This window comes from Methylobacterium radiodurans, assembly GCF_003173735.1.
Lineage (GTDB): Bacteria > Pseudomonadota > Alphaproteobacteria > Rhizobiales > Beijerinckiaceae > Methylobacterium > Methylobacterium radiodurans.
Genome location: NZ_CP029551.1, coordinates 757,486 through 775,111, shown reverse-complemented (window position 1 = coordinate 775,111; position 17,626 = coordinate 757,486). Strand labels below are relative to the sequence as shown.

Below are 17,626 nucleotides of genomic sequence, written 5' to 3'. Positions count from 1 at the left end.
TCTCGAACCTGCCCCAGCCTTTAACGAAGCTTGAGCGTTCAGGTTCGACAGGTCAATCACATGGCGGCCGGGCGCAGCAATCGCGCCACATCTGTTGCGCCGTGGCAGCGGCCGAGGCGCGGCGGTTAATTTCACGTGAAAACCGTGGGCTGCCTCAGGCCCGGATCGCGAGTGCTTTCAGGTCGAAGGAAGGGTCTGCGGCCTGGTCGGGCGTGAGCGGCGTGCCAGCGGCGAACAGGCGCCGTGCCACCATGTGGTCGCCGGCGCGGTTGACCGACTCGACGGCGGCGAGCTGCCCATCCCGGAAGCGGAAGACTGAGAAGGCGGCCTCCGTGCCGCGCCGCACGCCGATGTCGCCGGGCGCGCCGAGACCAGCGATCTGAAGCTTGTGCGGGCCCTGGTCGCTCCAGAACCACGGCACCGCGGCGTAGGGCGCCGGACGGCCGGCAAGGCGCCCGGCGAGGCAGCGGCCCTGGTCGATCGCGTTCTGCACGGACTCGATCCGCACCGTGCCGTCCGGCGAGAGGCCATGGGCGAAGCGGGTCGGGAAGCGGGCGCAGTCGCCGATGGCCGAGACCGCCGGATCCTCGGTCGCCAGGAAGGCGTCGACTCGCACCCCGTCCGCGACCGCGAGGCCGGCTCTGTCCGCGATCTCCTGGTTCGGCAGCACGCCGATGCCGACGAGCACGAGCTCGGCCGGAAGGGCCGTGCCATCGGCGAGCGTCACCCCCGAGGTCCGGCCGTCCCGCCCCTCTACTGCGGCGAGGCCGGCCCCGAAGCGGAAGCGCACGCCCGCGGCCTCGTGGGCGCCGCGGAAGAAGGCAGCGGTCTCGGGCGAGACCGCGCGGGCCATCGGCCGGTCGGCCAGCTCGATCACCGTCACGTCGACGCCGCGCGCGGCGGCCACCGCGGCGAATTCGAGCCCGATGAAGCCCGCGCCGACCACGATGGCCGCGCGGCAGGTTGCGAGGGCGGCCTTGAGCGCATCCGCGTCGGCGAGCCCGCGGAGCTGGTACACGCCCGCGAGGTCGGCGCCCGGCACGGGCAGCGGCCGGTTGCGTGCCCCAGTGGCGATCACGAGGTGATCGTAGTGAACCGGCCCGTCGCCGGTCAGCAGCCGGCGCCCCGCACGGTCGATCGCCTCGGCGACGAGGCCCGGCCGGAAGCCGATTCGGTGCTCGTCGAGATAGGCGGCGGGTCGCAGCGCCAGACCTTCCGCGTCGGTCTTGCCGGCGAGATACGCCTTCGACAGGGGCGGGCGCTGGTAGGGCAGGGCGGTCTCGTCGCCCACCAGGGTGAGGGGCCCCGCGAAACCCGCCTCGCGCAAGGAGGCAGCCGCCTGGAACCCGGCCTGCCCCGCGCCCAGGACGACGACGCCCGCCTCGCTCACGGAGCGGCCCCGGCCGCCATCGCTCGCACGGCGTCGAGCCGCGGCAGACAGCGGGCGCCGTCGCGATAGAGGTAGTCCCAGAACGCGGCAGCCGCCGGGCCCAGCACCTTGTCGGCGCGGCGCACCACGTACCAGTCGCGCCGGATCGGCAGGCCCTCGACATCGAGCAGCACGAGCCGCCCCGTCTCGACCTCCGCCGCGACGGTGTGGGCGGAGAGCAGCGCGATGCCGAGGCCCGCCATCACCGCCTGCTTGATCGTCTCGTTCGAGCCGGTGTCGATGCCGAGCTTGGCCCGCCGGATGATGATGCCGCTGATGAACTCCTCGAACACCGTGCGGGTGCCCGAGCCGTCCTCGCGCACAAAGAAGGGCTGGTCGGCCAGCTCCTCGCGCGTGATGTTGCGCCGGCCGGCGAGCGGATTGCCGGGCGCGGCGATCAGCACCAGCGGGTGCGGCCCGAGCTTCTCGGCCTCGATCGCGAAGTCGCGCGGCGGCCGGCCCATGATGGCGAAATCGATCTCGTAGTTGCGCAGGGCCTCGACCGTCTCGCCCCGGTTGCCGACCGAGAGGTTGATCTCGACGCCCGGATGCTTCTCCAGGAACCCGGCGATTGCCCGCGGGGTAAAGTATTTGGCGGTGGACACCACGCCCATCGCCACGCGGCCCCCGGCGCCGCCCTTCAGGGTGCGCAGGCGGTCGGCGCAGGTCTCCAGCACCGTGTTGATGCTGTCGATCGCCCAGAGCATCTCGCGACCGGCATCGGTCGGCTTCAGGCCGTTCGGCGTCCGGTCGAACAGGAGGAGGCCGGCCTCCTCCTCGAGCTGGCGGATGCGGGCGTAGAGCGCCGCCGATGTGACGTTGAGTTCCTGGGCGGCGCGCGTCATCGTCCCGAGTTTGGCGACGGCGGCGACGGCCTGGAGCTGCTTCAAGGACAGGTTGCGCATCGCCTCTCGTTCTAGTTTTTTTGTAGGCTGCCGCAAGATATTTTAGAATTCTTGAGCCGTCCTGTCCCCCGCCTCTGGCGATGTAGACCGGGCGCGCGGTATCATCCGGACGCGGCTGCGGTTAGAGGCTTTCGCCTCGGGCCGGGTTCGTCCCGGCCGGGGCGACAGACGATGCGAGGGCTAAGAGCGATGGCTGACGAGTCTCTTGAGGTCGGAGCGCATCTCGACGCGTGCCTTGCGCGGGCGGTCTCGCACAACCCTGCGCTGAAGGACACGGCCGTGGTGATCGCTGCCATCGCGGGCGCCGCCATTACGATCAGCGAGGTGATCGGGCGCGGGGCGCTCGGTGGCGACCTCGCGGCGACGGGATCCAAGAACAGCGACGGCGACGTGCAGAAGGCGCTGGACGTGATTGCGCACCAGCGCGTGACCGAGGCGCTGCAGGCCGCCCCCGTGGCCGAGGTCGCCTCGGAAGAGGCCGACGACGTGATGCGCCTCAACCCCGGCGCACCGCTGGCGGTGGCGATCGACCCGCTCGACGGCTCGTCGAACATCGGCGTCAACATGGCGGTCGGCACCATCTTCGGCATCCGCCCGGCGGTGCAGGATGCGGGGAACCCGATCGCCTCGTTCACGACACCGGGCACGGCGCAGCTCGCCGCGGGCTTCGTCACCTACGGGCCGGCCACCGCGCTGGTCCTGACGCTCGGCGAGGGCACGCAGGTCTACGTGCTCGACCGGGCCGAGCGCGCCTTCCGGCTGACGCATCCGAGCCTCGACGTGCCCGCCACGACGAAGGAGTACGCGATCAACGCCTCGAACGCCCGGCACTGGGAAGCGCCGATCAAGGCCTTCATCGAGGATTGCCTGCGGGGCGCGGAAGGGCCGCGCGACAAGGACTACAACATGCGCTGGCTCGGCTCGCTCGTGGCCGACGCGCAGCGCGTGCTGATGCGCGGCGGCGTGTTCCTGTATCCGGGCGACCAGCGCAAGGGCTATGCGCAGGGGCGCCTGCGCCTGCTCTACGAGGCCGCGCCGATCGCCATGCTGATGGAGCAGGCGGGTGCCGGCGCGACCGACGGCGAGCGCCGCATCCTCGACATCGAGGCCACCGGCATCCACGAGCGCGTACCCCTGGTCTTCGGCTCGACCGAGGAAGTGGAGTGCGTGGCCAAGTACTTCGACGGCCGCAACCACGCCGCCGGGCGCTCGCCGCTCTTCGGCCAGCGCGGCCTGATGCGCAGCTAGGCGCGCCGCCCGGACGACGATGTCGGCACGCCATCCCATCATCTCGGTGACCGGCTCCTCGGGAGCCGGCACCACCTCGGTCCGGAACACCTTCGAGCAGATCTTCCGGCGGGAGGACGTCAGCGCCGTCTATATCGAGGGCGACGGTTTCCACGCCTTCGACCGCGAGACCATGCGGGCGATGATGGCGCGCGAGCCGACGCTCAGCCATTTCGCGCCGCGCGCCAACCTCCTGGCCGAGCTGGAGGCGGTGTTCCGCAGCTACGGCGAGTCGGGCCGCGGCCGCACCCGGCACTACGCCCACGACGCGCACGACGCCGCCCGCTACGGTGTGCCGGAAGGCACCTTCTCGTCCTGGGAGGATTTTCCCCCGGGCTCCGACCTGCTGTTCTACGAGGGGCTCCACGGCTGCGTGGTCGATGCGAACGTGGACATCGCCCGCTATCCCGACCTCAAGATCGGCGTGGTGCCGGTGATCAACCTGGAGTGGATCCAGAAGCTGCACCGGGACCGCTCGTTCCGCGGCTACTCGACCGAGGCCGTCACCGACGTGATCCTCAGGCGGATGCCCGACTACGTGCAGACGATCTGCCCGCAATTCTCGTGGACCGACATCAACTTCCAGCGGGTGCCGACGGTCGATACGTCGAACCCCTTCATCGCCCGCTGGATCCCGACCGCGGACGAATCGATGGTGGTGATCCGCTTCAAGGACCCCAAGGGGATCGACTTCTCGTACCTCGTCTCGATGATCCACGACAGCTTCATGAGCCGAGCGAACTCCATCGTCATCCCAGGCGGCAAGCTTGACTTGGCGATGCAGCTCATCCTGACGCCGATCATCATGCAGCTCGTCGAGCGCCGCCGCCGGCTGGCCTGACGCGCCGGACGGGCCGACAGCCCGGACCGACTGTCGCCGCCCGGCAGATGCAGACCGGGCTCAAAACCCTATCTGTCGTCCCGAAAGGCTTGTTCCATGACTACCCGTCCGCCCCTCATCGCGCCCTCGATCCTCTCGGCGGATTTCTCGCGGCTCGGCGAGGAGACGCGGGCGGTGGCCGCGGCCGGGGGCGACTGGATCCATCTCGACGTGATGGACGGCCATTTCGTGCCCAACATCACCTTCGGACCGCCGGTGGTGAAGGCGCTGCGGCCCCACACCGACAGGTTCTTCGACGTGCACCTGATGATCGCGCCGGCCGACCCCTACCTCGCGGCCTTCGCGGAGGCCGGCGCCGACGGCATCTCGGTCCATGTCGAGGCGGGGCCGCACATCCACCGCTCGCTCCAGACCATCCGGGCGCTCGGCAAGCGCGCGGGCGTGGCGCTCAATCCCGGCACGCCGGCCGCGATGGTCGAGCCGCTCCTCGACATGGTCGACCTCGTGCTGGTGATGACTGTCAATCCGGGCTTCGGCGGCCAGAGCTTCCTGCCCGGCGCGCTGGAGACCGTCTCGCGGGTCCGCACCATGATCGCGGAGCGCGACATCCGGATCCAGGTCGATGGCGGCATCGACCCCAGGACCGTCGAGGCGGCTGCGCGGGCGGGCGCCGACGTGTTCGTCGCCGGCAACGCCGTGTTCAAGGACGGTCCTGCCGCCTACGCGGAGCGGATCGCCGCGATCCGCGCGGGCGCCCAGGCGGCCGGCGGCGCCGGCCCGCTCGCATGCTGAAGGTGCTGATCTTCGACGTCGACGGCACGCTTGCCGAGACCGAGGACCTGCACCGGCAGGCCTTCAACCGCGCCTTCGCGGAACTCGGCCTGCCCTGGCACTGGTCGCCCGCGACCTACCGCGACCTGCTCGCCGTGATGGGTGGCAAGGAGCGGCTCGCCCACTTCATCGACGCCGAGCATCCGGGGGATGCCGCCTCGCTCCACGCGCGGGCGCCCGAGATCCACGGGCTCAAGACCCGGCTCTACGGCGAGCTGGTGGCCGATGGCGGCCTGGGCCTGAGGCCCGGCATCCGCCGGCTGATCACGGAGTCCCGGGAGGCCGGCCTGCGGGTCGCGGTGGCGACCACGACGAGCCGGCCGAACGTCGATCGCCTGATCGCGGTCAACTTCCCCGAGGGCGAGCAGCCCTTCTGCGTGATCGCGGCCGGCGACGAGGCGGCCCGCAAGAAGCCGGCGCCGGACGTGTTCACCCTGGCGCTGGAGCGCCTGGGCGTGCGCCCCTCCGAGGCGGTCGCCTTCGAGGATTCGGCGGCCGGCATCCGCTCGGCGCTGGATGCCGGGCTGCCGGTGGTGGCGACCCGCAGCCAGTACACCGAGGGCCACCCGCTCGACGGCGCCTTCTCGGCGATCTCCGATCTCGGCGAGCCGGACCGCCCGCACCGCCACCTCGCGGGCGTGGCCTGGCCGGGCGGCGTGGTGACGCTCGCGGCGCTGAAGGCATGGCACGCGGCGCAGGGCTGATCGAGGAGCCGGATCCCTCCGCTCTCCTCCAAGAATCCGCTCGATCACCTCGAATGCCGCAGCTTCCCCTCTCCCCGCGCGCGGCGCGAGAGGGAGCCGCGACGCCCGAGGTGTTTATCAGAGCCGCGGCTCGGCCGCCGCCCGCAGCGCGCCCGTTGCCCCCGGTTCGGCTACCATCTTCACCGGCTTGCCCCGGCCGATCAGGATCGCCGCGCGGGACTGCTCGGGATCGTCCTCGAAGCGGGTCCGCACCCAGGCCACGAGAAACTTCGCGTACTCGGCGGCGAGCAGGCGCGCCGTGCCCGCGCATTGCCACCAGCGCGCGGCGTCGAACCCGTCCGCGACGACGGGGTGGGGGATCACGTGGTCGGCACCCTCCAGCACGTGGTCGAGTTCGATCAGCGTGCGCGGCATGTGGTAGTTCGAGGTCACCACCGCGACCGTGCCGAAGCGGTGGCGGCGCATCCAGCGGCGCGTCTCGATCGCGTTGCCGATCGTGTTGCGCGCCCGGTAGTCGAGATCGACGCAGCAGGCGATCAGGTCGCGCTGGCTCGGGTTGAGGCGGGCGATCTCGTCGCGGCTGGTGCGCTCGTTGACCCCGGTGATCAGCAGGCGCCGGCCGTAGCCCGCGGCCAGCAGGTCGATCGCGTCGCCGATGCGCTGGGCGCCCCCGGTGAGCACCACGATCCCGTCCGCCCGGTCGACCGGAACGCGCTCCAACCGGACGAGCCCGTCCACGAAGCCGAGGAAGCCGAGGCCGAGCGCGATACCGCCCAGGCCCGTTCCGGCCAGAAGCCCGAGGCCGAGCCGGCGCAGGCGGGGCTTCGGCCGTCCGGCGTCGACCGACTCGCCCGTCCGCAGGGAGCGCGCCGTGTCCCAGCGCCAGCCGAAGGGCTCGCCCGCGTTCGATTCGGAAGCGCACGGCATACGCGTGGACATTCTCCGGCAGGATAGCCCCGATTGCGGCGATGCGGAGGCGCCGCCGGTGCGACGGGGAGGGGCAGGATGCCCTGCCGGCCATTGCGCGCGCCAGTGGTTTACGAAACGTTAACGCGCCGGATCCGGACTTCATCCGGCGCGCTCCCGTCCCTCAGGCCAGGAAGCGCCGCACCGTCAGCCGCGAGACCACACCCGTCACCAGCGAGGCGATGATGCCGATGGCGAGCACGGCGGCGTAGCCGCGCCAGCCGATGTGGAAGGCGCCGAACAGGGCCTCGATCTCGTCGCCGGCCGGGCCCGAGCGCCAGGCGCGGGCGAGCAGCCCCGCCAGCCAGAAGGCCAGGAGTGCGAGACCCGCCCCGATCGCGCCGCCCCGCAGGCCCAGGCCGAAGAAGCGCCGCTGGAAGGCCCGGGCGATGAAGTCGGCGTCGGCGCCGACGAAGTGGAGCACCTCCACCACCTCGCGGTTGCCCGCCATCGCCCCCCGGGTCGCGAAGGCGACCGCAAGACCCGTGGCGACCAGCACCAGCGCGACGATGCCGACGCCCACGCCCACGAAGGTGTTGGCCATGGTCGAGAGCCGCTGCAGCCAGAGCGCGTGGTCGTCGAGGCTCGCCACGCCCGGCAGGGCCTCGCCGAGGCTCGTCCGCAGGCGCTTCAGGTCGGGCGCGGGCGTGCCGAGCGTCAGGGTGATGAGCCGCGGCACCGGCAGGTCGCCGAGGTCGAGCCCGCTGCCGAGCCAGGGTTCCAGCAGGCGCTCGGCCTCCTGCTTCGAGAAGACGTGGGCGGCCGCGATGCCGGGCTCGGCCTTCGCGACGCTCTCGGCCCGGGCGAGGTCGGTCTCGATGTCGCGCCCGGGCGCCGGGCGGACCTGGATCGTCACCTCCTGGGCGACGCTGCCCTGCCACTGGGCCGCGCTCGCCGAGACCATCTCGGCCGCGCCCGCGCAGAGCGCGGCCAGGAAGGTCAGGATGGCGATGACCGCCGCAAGCGAGCGGCTCGCGGCGGTGTCGGTCGGCACCAGGGGGGCGTTGCGCCTGAGCGTAGCCGGCAGCGGCTCGGCCGCCTCTGGCGCCGGGCGGGCCGCCCGTTCCGGGGCGCCGCGCTCCAGGTCGGAGGCCGCGGGTCTCCCCGCGGGCCGGCCCGCGGATGAGCCGGGAGGATTGGGGGTATTGCCGGACGTGTTGCCGGAGGTGTCGCGGTCCACGCTCATGCCTCGATCCGCAGGCGGCCCTCGCCCAGCACCATGCGGCGCGCCGGCACGGTGTCCATGATGCCGTAATCGTGGGTCGCGATGATCACCGAGGTGCCGAGCTTGTTCAATTCGAGGAACAGGCGCAGCAGCCGCCGCCCGAGGCCCGGATCGACGTTGCCGGTCGGCTCGTCGGCGAGCAGGAGGTCCGGCCGGCCGATCAGCGCCCGGGCGATGGCCGCCCGCTGCTTCTCGCCGCCCGAGAGCAGCGGGGGCAGGGCGTGCATGCGCTCGCCGAGGCCGACCCAGCGCAAGAGCTCGACGACCTCGGCCCGGTAGCTCGTCTCGGCCCGGCCCTGGACGCGCAGGGGCAGCGCCACGTTCTCGTAGGTGGTGAGGTGATCGAGCAGCCGGAAATCCTGGAACACCACGCCCATGCGCCGGCGCAGGCCCGTGAGCGCGCCGCTGGAGATGCCGCTGACCTCCTCGCCGAAGACCGAGACGAGCCCCCGCGTCGGCCGCACCGAGAGCAGGATCAGGCGCAGCAGCGTGGTCTTGCCCGCGCCCGACGGTCCGGTGAGGAACTGGAAGGAGTGCGGCGCGATCTTGAAGCTCACGTCGGAGAGCACCTCCGGCCCCAGGCCGTAGCGCATCCCGACATTCTCGAACTGGACCACCGGGGCCTCGGCGCCGGAGAGCAGGCTTGCCGTCTTCAAAGCTGCGCAACCTCGCGGGACACCGTTTCGGGACTTGGCCCCCGGCATGGACTTGGCCCCCGGCATGAAGTCCCGGGGCGGCGTTTTCAAGTCCGCGGGGCTTCACCGGCTTCACCGGAGCTTAACCGCGTTCGCTGACACTGGGTTAAGCGTTTCGTGCCGCACTTCGGCCGGGCGCCCGAGTGTCCGCGTGAGTTTCGGCCGATGCTGATCACCTGCCCCACCTGCGCCAGCAGCTACCAGGTCGAGATCGGCCGGGTCGGCATGGAGGGGCGCTCGGTCCGCTGCGCCGCCTGCCGCGAGACCTGGTTCATCACCCCCGCCGAGGTGCTGGCCGCGCACGCGGCGGAGCTGGCCGAGGCGGAGGCCGCCGAGCCGTCGGCGACGGACTGGCAGGAGGCCTCAGCCGAGGTCCGCGAGGCGGTGGGTGCGGACGTGGTCGAGAACGTGCCGCCCGAGCCGGCCGTCGCGAAGGGACGGCGCGCCGGGCCTAAGCCGCGCAAGCGGAGGCCCGTGGGGGCGCGGCGCGGGCTGCCGGGCTTCTCGCCGGCGCTCGCCGCGGGCCTCGCGCTGCTGGCCGCGCTGCCGCTCGCCTGTCTGGCCCGCACTGCCGTAGTGCGGGCGGTGCCCCAGAGCGCCGCGCTCTATGCCGGGATCGGCCTGCCGGTGAACCTGCGCGGGCTGGAGATCCGCGACGTGGTGGCGTTCCGCAATCCCGCCGAGGCCGGGCGCCCGGCCGAGCTGGTGCTGGAGGGCGACCTCGTCGGGCTCGCCCGCGACAGCGCGCCGGTGCCGCCGCTCGCAGTCGAGGTGCGCGACGCCGAGGGCCGGACCCTGCGCCGCTTCGCCGTCGCGGCCCCGCGCGCCGCGCTCGCGCCGGGCGAGCGCGCCCGCTTCCGCGCGAGCCTCCTCGATCCGCCCGCCGAGGGGCGCGGGCTGCAGATCCGGTTCGCGGCCGAGCCGCCCGCGCTGACGCTGGCCTCCGCAGTGGGGAAATCCGCCCATCCGTAAGGTGCCGCGCCGCTTTTCGCGGGTGCACCCGTGGAAGCGCCCGCAAAAAGATGGTCTAACAGACCCATGACCGAAGCCTCACGACGCGTGCGCGTCCTGTTCGACGAAGCCGCCATCGCCCGCCGCAACGCGGAGATCGCCGAGGCGATCGTGGCCGCCAAGCCTGAGAACCTGCTGGTGGTCGCGGTGCTCAAGGGCAGCTTCATGTTCGCCGCCGACCTGCTGCGCGCGCTGCACCATGTCGGGCTCGCCCCCCATGTCGAGTTCGTGCACCTGTCGAGCTACCGCACCGGCACCGTCTCTTCGGGCCAGGTCGAGATCCTGCGCGACGTGCAGAGCGAGGTGCGCGGCCGCGACGTGCTCCTCGTCGACGACATCCTGGAATCGGGCCGGACGCTCGTCTTCGCCAAGGACCTGCTGATGGCCCGCGGCGCCCGCCGTGTGATGACGGCGGTGCTCCTGGAGAAGCCCGGCAAGCGGGCGGTGACGATCGACGCGGACTTCGTCGGCTTCACCTGCCCGGACGTGTTCGTGGTGGGCTACGGCATGGATGCGGCCCACGCCTTCCGGCAATTGCCCTTCGTCGGGCTGGTGGATTTCGACAACGCCGATCCCGACCTGTTCGACGGCGGCTGAGCGTGACAGTGCCCGCAGGGAACCGCGGCCCAAGCGCGGCATTTTCAGTCAGGGACTGGATCGTGCGCATCGCGTCTCCGCGGCGGGCCTTCGGAGAGCGGCGCGGCGGACCGGCACAGCCCTCGGTGACGTCGAGCCATTGCCGGCCGGGCGGGTCTCGCGACAGGATGACGACGAACTGACATGGCGCGCATCCTGCTCGTGGATGACGAGGAAACAGTCCGGGGCTTCCTGAAGCGGGGGCTGGAGATCGACGGCCACGCCGTCGTCACGGCGATCGACGGCAGCGACGGGCTCGACCGGCTGAACGAGGCCGATGGCGCCTTCGACTTGCTGCTCACCGACATCCGCATGCCGCTGATGGACGGCATCGCGCTGGCGCTCGCGGCCAAGCGCGACTTCCCCGACCTGACCATCCTGCTGATGACGGGCTTCGCCGACCAGCGCGAGCGCGCCCGCGGCCTCGACGCCATCGTCACGGACGTGCTGACCAAGCCCTTCTCGCTGGCGGATCTGCGCGCCACCGTGAACCGCGCCCTCTCGGCCTGACCGCGCGCTCTTTGCCGCGTCTTAAGCACGTCGCTTAGGCGTGGTTTCACAATGCGGGACTTAGAGTAGCGGCGGGTGGACGCGGTCCGCCTTTCGGCTACGGCTCTCAACGACCATGACGTCCCAGGCGCATAACGAGTTCGGCCGTCGCCAGCGGGTCGAGGACCCGTACGACGACTGGGACGATGGGCGGTACGACGCGCCGCCGCGGCGCGGCCTGTTCTCCCGCCTGTTCGGTCTCGTCAAGCTGGCCGTCTTCCTGACGCCGCTCGGGATCTTCCTCTACGGCTACTTCGTCGCCGATTGCCGCGCGAGCGGCGGCACCGGCTTCGGCCAGATCGTCCAGGCGGGCGTCTGCGCGCGCGGCCAGATCGTCGACAGCGCCGTGTCCCTGGGCGACGGCCTCAAGCTGATCCGCCGCGTCATCGACTGATCCGACACATCTGCATCCAAGGGGGGATCCGACATGCAGACATCTTCGTCCAAGGCGCAGGCGGGGCAGGCCGGCCTCTTCGAGGCCCGCCTCGCGCGGAGCGGCGGCCCGAGCATCAACCGCCGCCGCGGCGGCCTGCGTCCAGGTGAGCCCGGTCGGGGCCGTCTCGGCTGGAAGGCCTGGCTCGTGATCGACGCGGTGGGCCTCGTCCTGTTCCTGGCGGTTGTCGTCGTCTGGCCCCCGCTCAGCACCTGCCGCGAGAAGGCGCGCGAGTACGGTCTCTACGCGGGCGACACGATCGAGAAGTGCACTCGCCGCGGCCTCGCCGAGCGCTTCGAGCGGGCGGACCAGCGCGTCAAGATGCTGATCCGCAGCTCGGGCCACTGAGGCCCGAGCCGGCTTTCCGTCTCTCAGAAAAGCCCGTCGATCTGTCCGCTCGCGTCGAGGCGGATCGTGTCGGCGGCCGGCACCTTGGGCAGGCCCGGCATGGTCATGATCTCCCCGCAGATCACCACCACGAAGCCCGCGCCCGCCGAGAGCCGCACGTCGCGCACGCCGACGATGTGTCCCTCCGGCGCGCCGATCAGGGTCGGATCGGTCGAGAACGAGTACTGCGTCTTGGCCATGCAGACCGGCAGGTTGCCGTAGCCCTCCTTCTCGAACGCGGCGAGCTTCTGGGCAGCCTTCGATTCGAGCTGGATGTCGGCCGCGCCGTAGAGCTTGGTCGCGATCGCCTTGATCTTGTCGGTGAGCTTGGACTCGGTCTCGTAGGTGTAGGTGATCGGCTGCGCGCCGCCCTCGGAGAGACGGACCACCGCCTGGGCCAGCGCCTCGGCGCCCGCCCCGCCCTCCGCCCAGTGCTTGCAGGTGATGGCCTCGACGCCGAGACGCTCGCTGCAGAGTTCCCTGAGGCGCGCGTGCTCCGCGTCGGTGTCGGCGTAGAAGTGGTTGACCGCCACAACCACCGGCAGGCCGAAATTGCGCACGTTGGTGACGTGGCGGGCGAGGTTGGCGAAGCCCCGCTCCAGCGCCTCGATGTTCTCGCCCCCGAGATCCTTCTTGTTGACGCCGCCGTGCATCTTGAGGGCGCGCACCGTGGCGACGATGACGACCGCCGAGGGGCCGATGCCGGCCTGACGGCACTTGATGTCGAGGAACTTCTCCGCCCCGAGATCGGCACCGAAGCCCGCTTCCGTCACGGTGTAGTCGGCGAGCCTCAGGCCCGCCCGCGTGGCGATCACCGAGTTGCAGCCGTGCGCGATGTTGGCGAAGGGGCCGCCGTGGATCAGGGCCGGGTTGCCCTCCAGCGTCTGCACGAGGTTGGGCTGCAGCGCGTCCTTCAGGAGCACGGTCATGGCGCCCGTGGCCTTGACGTCCTTCAGCGTGACGAGCTTGCGGTCGCGGGTCTCGGCGATGACGATGCGGCCGAGCCGCTCCTCCAGGTCTTCCAGGTTCCGGGCGAGGCAGAACACCGCCATCACTTCGGAGGCGACCGTGATGTCGAAGCCGTCCTCGCGCGGAAAGCCGTTGGCGACGCCGCCGAGCGACTGGGTGATCTGGCGCAGCGCCCGGTCGTTCATGTCCACGACGCGGCGCCAGAAGATGCGGCGCACGTCGATGTTGAGCTCGTTCGCCCAGTAGACGTGGTTGTCGATCAGCGCCGCCGCGAGGCTGTGGGCCGAGGTGATGGCGTGGAAATCGCCGGTGAAGTGCAGGTTGATCTGCTCCATCGGCACGACCTGCGCCTTGCCGCCGCCGGCCGCGCCCCCCTTCATGCCGAAGCAGGGGCCGAGCGAGGGCTCGCGCAGGCAGATCATGGTCTTCTGGCCGATGCGGTTCAGCGCGTCGCCCAGGCCCACCGTCGTGGTGGTCTTGCCCTCGCCGGCCGGCGTCGGCGAGATCGCGGTGACGAGCACCAGCTTGCCCTCGGGCCGGCCTTCGAGGCCCGCGATGAAGCCGTGGTCGAGCTTGGCGATGTGCTTCCCGTAATTGTGCAGGGCCTCGTCCGGGATGCCGAGCTTCTCCGCCACCGCGGCGATTGGCTTCAGGGTGGCGGCGCGAGCGATCTCGATGTCTGACGGCATGGTTTCCTCACCCTGAGTGGTGCGGGCCGCGCCGCGTCCGTCGCGTTCCGCACAAGATCCCCGCCGGCTTTTGCCGTGCGGACGCGGCGCGACCAAGCCCGAGCCGGGCTCGATCGGCGCGCTATCCCGGTAGTTTAGCGGCAAGCCAAGGTGAAAAGCCCGTCGAAATTTTTCGACGAGCCCACAAAATATCTTTCGTGATTGTGCGGGTGGCGAAGAAGCCTTCGCGGGCTTTCCCGCTTCAGCCCCGCCTCAGCCCGTCATCGCGGTCGCGGTGTAGCCGGCCTTGTCCAGGGCATCCGCGATGGCGAGGCTCTGGGCGCTCGTCCGGATCGCGACGCGCTCGCCGGCGCGGTCGACCTCGACGGAGGCCTCGGGATCGAGCCGGCGGACCGTGCGCCGCACCGCCTCGGCGCAGCCGTCGCAGGTCATGCCCTCGACGTGCATCAGAAGTTCGATCCTCTCGTCCATGCGGCGGCTCCGGTCGGCGGGATGCGGTGGGATGCGGCGCATCCTTCGTCAGCGCGGCATGTCGGGCCGCGGACCGGCGGCGGCAAGGTGGGTGCGGGCCTCAGGCGCGGCCGACGCTGCCAGAGAGCATGGCCGGATCGATCCCGATGCCGCGCAGCGCCCGCTCGTACTTGGCGTCGAGATCGGTGTTGAAGATCAGGGCCGGGTCGGCCGGGCAGTTCAGCCAGCCGTTGGCCATGATCTCGCTCTCGAGCTGGCCCGCCTGCCAACCCGCGTAGCCGAGCGCCAGCACCGCGCTCGCCGGGCCCGCACCGCTCGCGATGGCGCGCAGGATCTCCACGGTCGCGGTGAGGCAGATGCCCTCGTCGATGATCAGCGTGGACTGGTCGATGTGGAAGTCGTCGGTGTGCAGCACGAAGCCGCGCCGCCCCTCGACGGGACCGCCCATCAGCACCGGCATGTGGCCGACCCGCTCGCGCAGCCGGATCGCGTCGGCCTCCTGCGCCACGTCGAGCTGCAGCAGGAGGTCGGGCATCGAGAGGTCGGTGACCGGCTTGTTGACGATGATGCCCATCGCCCCGTCCGCCGAGTGGGCGCAGACGTAGATCACCGCGCGGGCGAAGCGCTCGTCCGTCATCCCCGGCATCGCCACCAGGAACTGGCCGTCGAGATAGGAGGGGGCGCCGGACGGAGGCATCTGCATGGCGCCATGCTACCCCCTGCCCGACCTTTGTCCAGCGGGCAAAACGCGCGGCGGGCAGGCAGAACGGGCTCGGCCGCCGTGCCGGGCCACCGAGTCCGGCTCGACAGTGACAGCCCTTGGCCCTAGTTCAACGGCGATCCGCGCAAGCGTGGCAGTTTCGAGACGACGGAGACGGCGATGATTCAGGTCGGCGATCACCTGCCCCAGGCGACGTTCCGCGTGAACGGCCCGGACGGCCCCGCGGCCAAGACCACGGACGACGTGTTCAAGGGCCGCCGCGTCGTGCTGGTCGGGGTGCCGGGCGCCTTCACGCCGAGCTGCCACCGCAACCACCTGCCGGGCTTCGTCACGCACCGGGACGAGATCCTGGCGCGCGGCATCGACGCGATCGCCGTGACCGCCGTCAACGACGTCTTCGTGCTCGACGCCTGGGCCAAGGCCAGCGGGGCCGAGAGCATCGAGTTCCTGGCCGACGGCAACGCCGACTTCGTGAAGGCGATCGGCCTGGAGATGGACGGCACCGGCTTCGGCCTCGGCATCCGCTCGAAGCGCTACGCCGCGTTGGTCGAGGACGGCGTGGTGCGGGTGCTCAACATCGAGGAATCTCCCTCCAAGGCGGAGATCTCCGGCGCCGAGGCTCTCCTCAAGGTGATCTGAGGCCGGTCCTCCGGGGCGACGCGTCGCCCCGGGCCGCCCTCGAAAGGCCACGTTCGGGTCGCGACGCTCGGTTGAACCGCAACCGAACGGGATCCCGACGCGTGTCCTTCCTTCACGATCTGCCGATCGCGGATCTGATCACGAGCTACGGCTACCTCGCGATCTTCACGATCATCACCCTGGAGAGCGCGGGCGTGCCGCTGCCCGGCGAGACGGCCCTGATCTCCTCGGCCGTCTACGCGGGCAGCACAGGGCAGCTCAACATCGGGCTGATCGTGCTGGCGGCGGCCTCCGCGGCGATCCTGGGCGACAATCTCGGCTACTGGGCGGGGCGCCGATGGGGCATGCCGCTCCTGCTGCGCTACGGCCACCTCGTCGCCCTCGACCACGGCCGGCTCAAGCTCGGCCAGTACCTGTTCCGGGAGCACGGCGGCAAGATCGTGTTCTTCGGCCGCTTCACCGCGATGCTGCGGGCCTACGCGGCGGTGCTGGCCGGCGTGAACCGGCTCGATGCCCGGCGCTTCATGCTCTTCAACGGACTTGGCGGCCTGGTCTGGGCGGCGGCGATGGGGGTGGGCTCGTATCTCTGCGGCCGCTCGATCGAGCGGATCGCCGGGCCGGTCGGCCTCGCGCTTCTCGCGCTGGTGATCTTCGGCGGGCTCGCGCTCTGGCTGTTCGTGCGCCGACACGAGACCCGCCTGCGGGCGCAGGCCGAGGCCGCGATCCCGGGGCCTCTCGCCTGAGGCTCAACCGCGCTTGCGGAACGGCGCCATCGCGGCGACCGCCAGCGCGTCGACCCGGTTGTTCAGCGGGTCGCTGGCGTGGCCCTTCACCCAGTGCCACACCACCTCGTGGCGCTGGCGGGCCGCGTCGATGCGGCGCCAGAGATCCTCGTTCTTCACGGGCTTGCGGTCGGCGGTGAGCCAGCCGCGCGCCTTCCAGTTATGGATCCAGGCGGTCACGCCCTGGCGCAGGTACTGCGAGTCGGTGAAGAGATCGACCCGGCAGGGCCGCTTCAGGGCCTCCAGCGCCTCGATCGCCGCGAGCAGCTCCATGCGGTTGTTGGTGGTGTGAGCCTCGCCGCCCGAGATCTCCCGCTCCTGGTCTCCGTAGAGCAGGATCGCCCCCCAGCCGCCGGGGCCCGGGTTTCCCGAGCAGGCGCCGTCCGTGTAGATGCGCACGCTAGCGGGCGCGCGGGCGTCGCTCATCTCAGCCGCGGCCGTAATCGCGGGCGTCCCGCGCCTGACGGTGGAAGGTGAGGCGCCGGTCGTACTCGCGCGGGTCCTTCGGCTGCACCAGGGCGCCGGGCGGCACGTTGAGCCAGTCCACCAGCCGGGTCAGCATGAAGCGGAGCGCCGCCCCGCGGGCGAGGACCGGCAGGGCCTCGACCTCGGCGGGCTCCAGCGGCCGCACCGCCTCGTAGCCGGCGATCAGCGCGGCGGCCATGTCCTTCCGGAAGGTCCGGCCCGCATCCTCGAAGCACCACGCATTGAGGCAGATCGCGAGGTCGTAGGCGAGGGCGTCCGTGCAGGCGAAGTAGAAGTCGATCAGGCCCGACAGCGCGTCGCCGATGAAGAACACGTTGTCGGTGAAGAGATCGGCGTGGATCACCCCGCCGGGCAGCCCGGTCGGCCAGGAGGTTTCGAGGAGCGCGAGGTCGGCGCGGGTGCGCTCGGAGAGCCCCGGCGAGACAGCGTCGGCTTGGGACCCCGCCTGCGCGAAGAGCGGCCCCCAGGCCCCGACCGAGAGGCTGTTGGCGCGGCTCATGCCGAAGTCGCGCCCCGCCGCGTGCAGCTCGGCGAGCGCCCGGCCGAGAGCCGCGCAATGGTCGACACCCGGCGCCTTGACGGAGACGCCCTCCAGGAAGGTCACGATCACGGCCGGCCGGCCGCAGAGGCGGCCGAGCGCCTCCCCCGAGCGGTTGCGCACCGGCTGCGGGCAGGCGAGCCCGCGCCGGGCGAGGTGCTCCATCAGGTTCAGGAAGAAGGGCAGGTCGCCCTCGTTCACCCGCTTCTCGTAGAGGGTGAGGATGAAGTTGCCGGCCGTGGTGTGCAGGAAGAAGTTGGTGTTCTCCACCCCCTCGGCGATGCCCTTGTAGGAGAGCAGGGTGCCGATCTCGTAGGCGGCAAGGAACGCGCTCAGCTCCGCGTCGGGTACCTCGGTGTAGACGGCCACGCGCTGCGCTCGTTCGGTTGGGATGCGTCCATACGGAAGAGGGGCGCCGGTCGGGCGCCCCTC

General features: G+C 71.3%; 21 protein-coding genes. 11 read left to right on the top strand and 10 right to left on the bottom strand.

The features are described 5' to 3' along the window. Positions 1-154 precede the first annotated feature (154 nt). Both DK427_RS03435 and DK427_RS03430 read right to left on the bottom strand, forming a co-directional pair. Positions 155-1,390 carry an NAD(P)/FAD-dependent oxidoreductase gene (locus DK427_RS03435; protein ID WP_109950041.1) on the bottom strand — a complete coding sequence of 412 codons (1,236 nt, stop codon included), beginning with the start codon at positions 1,388-1,390 and terminating at the stop codon, positions 155-157. Beyond that, a complete protein-coding gene (locus DK427_RS03430) occupies positions 1,387-2,334 on the bottom strand; it encodes a LysR family transcriptional regulator (RefSeq protein WP_109950040.1) in 948 nt (315 codons plus the stop codon). Before DK427_RS03430 ends, DK427_RS03435 begins: the two co-directional genes overlap by 4 nt. Positions 2,335-2,523: 189 nt before the next feature. Here DK427_RS03430 and DK427_RS03425 point away from each other — a divergent pair, with 189 nt between their 5' ends. The 4 genes from DK427_RS03425 (at position 2,524) to DK427_RS03410 (ending at position 5,997) form a co-directional block, all read left to right on the top strand. Next, a complete protein-coding gene (locus DK427_RS03425; protein WP_109950039.1) occupies positions 2,524-3,582 on the top strand; it encodes a class 1 fructose-bisphosphatase in 1,059 nt (352 codons plus the stop codon). Between the two features lie 19 nt (positions 3,583-3,601). Then, the gene (locus DK427_RS03420; RefSeq protein WP_109950038.1) at positions 3,602-4,462 is read left to right on the top strand and encodes a phosphoribulokinase; all 861 of its coding nucleotides are present in this window, start codon (positions 3,602-3,604) and stop codon (positions 4,460-4,462) included. Positions 4,463-4,558: 96 nt separating this feature from the next. Beyond that, positions 4,559-5,254: a ribulose-phosphate 3-epimerase gene (gene rpe, locus DK427_RS03415; protein WP_109950037.1), complete on the top strand. Its 696-nt coding sequence runs from the start codon at positions 4,559-4,561 to the stop codon at positions 5,252-5,254. After that, on the top strand, positions 5,248-5,997 hold the full coding sequence (locus DK427_RS03410) for an HAD-IA family hydrolase (RefSeq protein WP_109950036.1): 750 nt from the start codon (positions 5,248-5,250) through the stop codon (positions 5,995-5,997). Before rpe ends, DK427_RS03410 begins: the two co-directional genes overlap by 7 nt. 117 nt (positions 5,998-6,114) lie before the next feature. Here DK427_RS03410 and DK427_RS03405 read toward each other — a convergent pair whose 3' ends face one another. The 3 genes from DK427_RS03405 to ftsE form a co-directional block, all read right to left on the bottom strand. Continuing rightward, positions 6,115-6,924 (bottom strand): YdcF family protein, encoded by an 810-nt coding sequence (locus DK427_RS03405; RefSeq protein WP_109950035.1) that lies wholly within the window; start codon positions 6,922-6,924, stop codon positions 6,115-6,117. Between the two features lie 163 nt (positions 6,925-7,087). Further along, entirely contained in the window at positions 7,088-8,149 is a 1,062-nt protein-coding gene (locus DK427_RS03400; RefSeq protein ID WP_245930785.1) for a cell division protein FtsX, read from the bottom strand. Beyond that, positions 8,146-8,892 carry a cell division ATP-binding protein FtsE gene (gene ftsE, locus DK427_RS03395; protein ID WP_109953975.1) on the bottom strand — a complete coding sequence of 249 codons (747 nt, stop codon included), beginning with the start codon at positions 8,890-8,892 and terminating at the stop codon, positions 8,146-8,148. Before ftsE ends, DK427_RS03400 begins: the two co-directional genes overlap by 4 nt. Before the next feature lie 156 nt (positions 8,893-9,048). On the opposite strand from ftsE, the gene DK427_RS03390 reads away from it, so the two are divergent. From DK427_RS03390 to DK427_RS03370, 5 genes are all read left to right on the top strand, one after another. Beyond that, entirely contained in the window at positions 9,049-9,855 is an 807-nt protein-coding gene (locus tag DK427_RS03390; protein ID WP_109950034.1) for a zinc-ribbon domain-containing protein, read from the top strand. A gap of 66 nt (positions 9,856-9,921) precedes the next feature. Next, positions 9,922-10,491: a hypoxanthine phosphoribosyltransferase gene (gene hpt, locus DK427_RS03385; RefSeq protein ID WP_109950033.1), complete on the top strand. Its 570-nt coding sequence runs from the start codon at positions 9,922-9,924 to the stop codon at positions 10,489-10,491. A gap of 183 nt (positions 10,492-10,674) precedes the next feature. Continuing rightward, positions 10,675-11,040, top strand: a complete 366-nt coding sequence (locus tag DK427_RS03380; RefSeq protein ID WP_109950032.1) for a response regulator — start codon at positions 10,675-10,677, stop codon at positions 11,038-11,040. 115 nt (positions 11,041-11,155) lie between these two features. Beyond that, positions 11,156-11,473: a hypothetical protein gene (locus tag DK427_RS03375; RefSeq protein ID WP_109950031.1), complete on the top strand. Its 318-nt coding sequence runs from the start codon at positions 11,156-11,158 to the stop codon at positions 11,471-11,473. 33 nt (positions 11,474-11,506) lie between these two features. After that, on the top strand, positions 11,507-11,860 hold the full coding sequence (locus tag DK427_RS03370) for a hypothetical protein (RefSeq protein ID WP_109950030.1): 354 nt from the start codon (positions 11,507-11,509) through the stop codon (positions 11,858-11,860). Positions 11,861-11,883: 23 nt separating this feature from the next. Here DK427_RS03370 and DK427_RS03365 read toward each other — a convergent pair whose 3' ends face one another. The 3 genes from DK427_RS03365 to DK427_RS03355 all read right to left on the bottom strand — a co-directional run bounded on the left by DK427_RS03365 (position 11,884) and on the right by DK427_RS03355 (position 14,731). Next, positions 11,884-13,557 (bottom strand): formate--tetrahydrofolate ligase, encoded by a 1,674-nt coding sequence (locus DK427_RS03365; RefSeq protein ID WP_109950029.1) that lies wholly within the window; start codon positions 13,555-13,557, stop codon positions 11,884-11,886. 252 nt (positions 13,558-13,809) lie between these two features. Then, the gene (locus DK427_RS03360) at positions 13,810-14,028 is read right to left on the bottom strand and encodes a heavy-metal-associated domain-containing protein (RefSeq protein ID WP_109950028.1); all 219 of its coding nucleotides are present in this window, start codon (positions 14,026-14,028) and stop codon (positions 13,810-13,812) included. Positions 14,029-14,128: 100 nt separating this feature from the next. Further along, a complete protein-coding gene (locus tag DK427_RS03355; RefSeq protein ID WP_204165261.1) occupies positions 14,129-14,731 on the bottom strand; it encodes a YqgE/AlgH family protein in 603 nt (200 codons plus the stop codon). Between the two features lie 177 nt (positions 14,732-14,908). Between DK427_RS03355 and DK427_RS03350 the strand changes: the two genes are divergently transcribed. Together DK427_RS03350 and DK427_RS03345 are read left to right on the top strand one after the other, a co-directional pair. Then, positions 14,909-15,388, top strand: a complete 480-nt coding sequence (locus tag DK427_RS03350; protein WP_109950027.1) for a peroxiredoxin — start codon at positions 14,909-14,911, stop codon at positions 15,386-15,388. Positions 15,389-15,489: 101 nt separating this feature from the next. Then, complete coding sequence (locus DK427_RS03345) at positions 15,490-16,131, top strand: DedA family protein (RefSeq protein WP_109950026.1); 642 nt, start codon at positions 15,490-15,492, stop codon at positions 16,129-16,131. A gap of 3 nt (positions 16,132-16,134) precedes the next feature. On the opposite strand, the gene rnhA is transcribed toward DK427_RS03345, so the two are convergent. Together rnhA and DK427_RS03335 are read right to left on the bottom strand one after the other, a co-directional pair. Next, positions 16,135-16,596, bottom strand: a complete 462-nt coding sequence (gene rnhA, locus DK427_RS03340) for a ribonuclease HI (RefSeq protein ID WP_109950025.1) — start codon at positions 16,594-16,596, stop codon at positions 16,135-16,137. 1 nt (position 16,597) lies between these two features. Next, positions 16,598-17,563, bottom strand: a complete 966-nt coding sequence (locus tag DK427_RS03335; protein WP_109950024.1) for a homoserine kinase — start codon at positions 17,561-17,563, stop codon at positions 16,598-16,600. Positions 17,564-17,626: the final 63 nt, after the last annotated feature.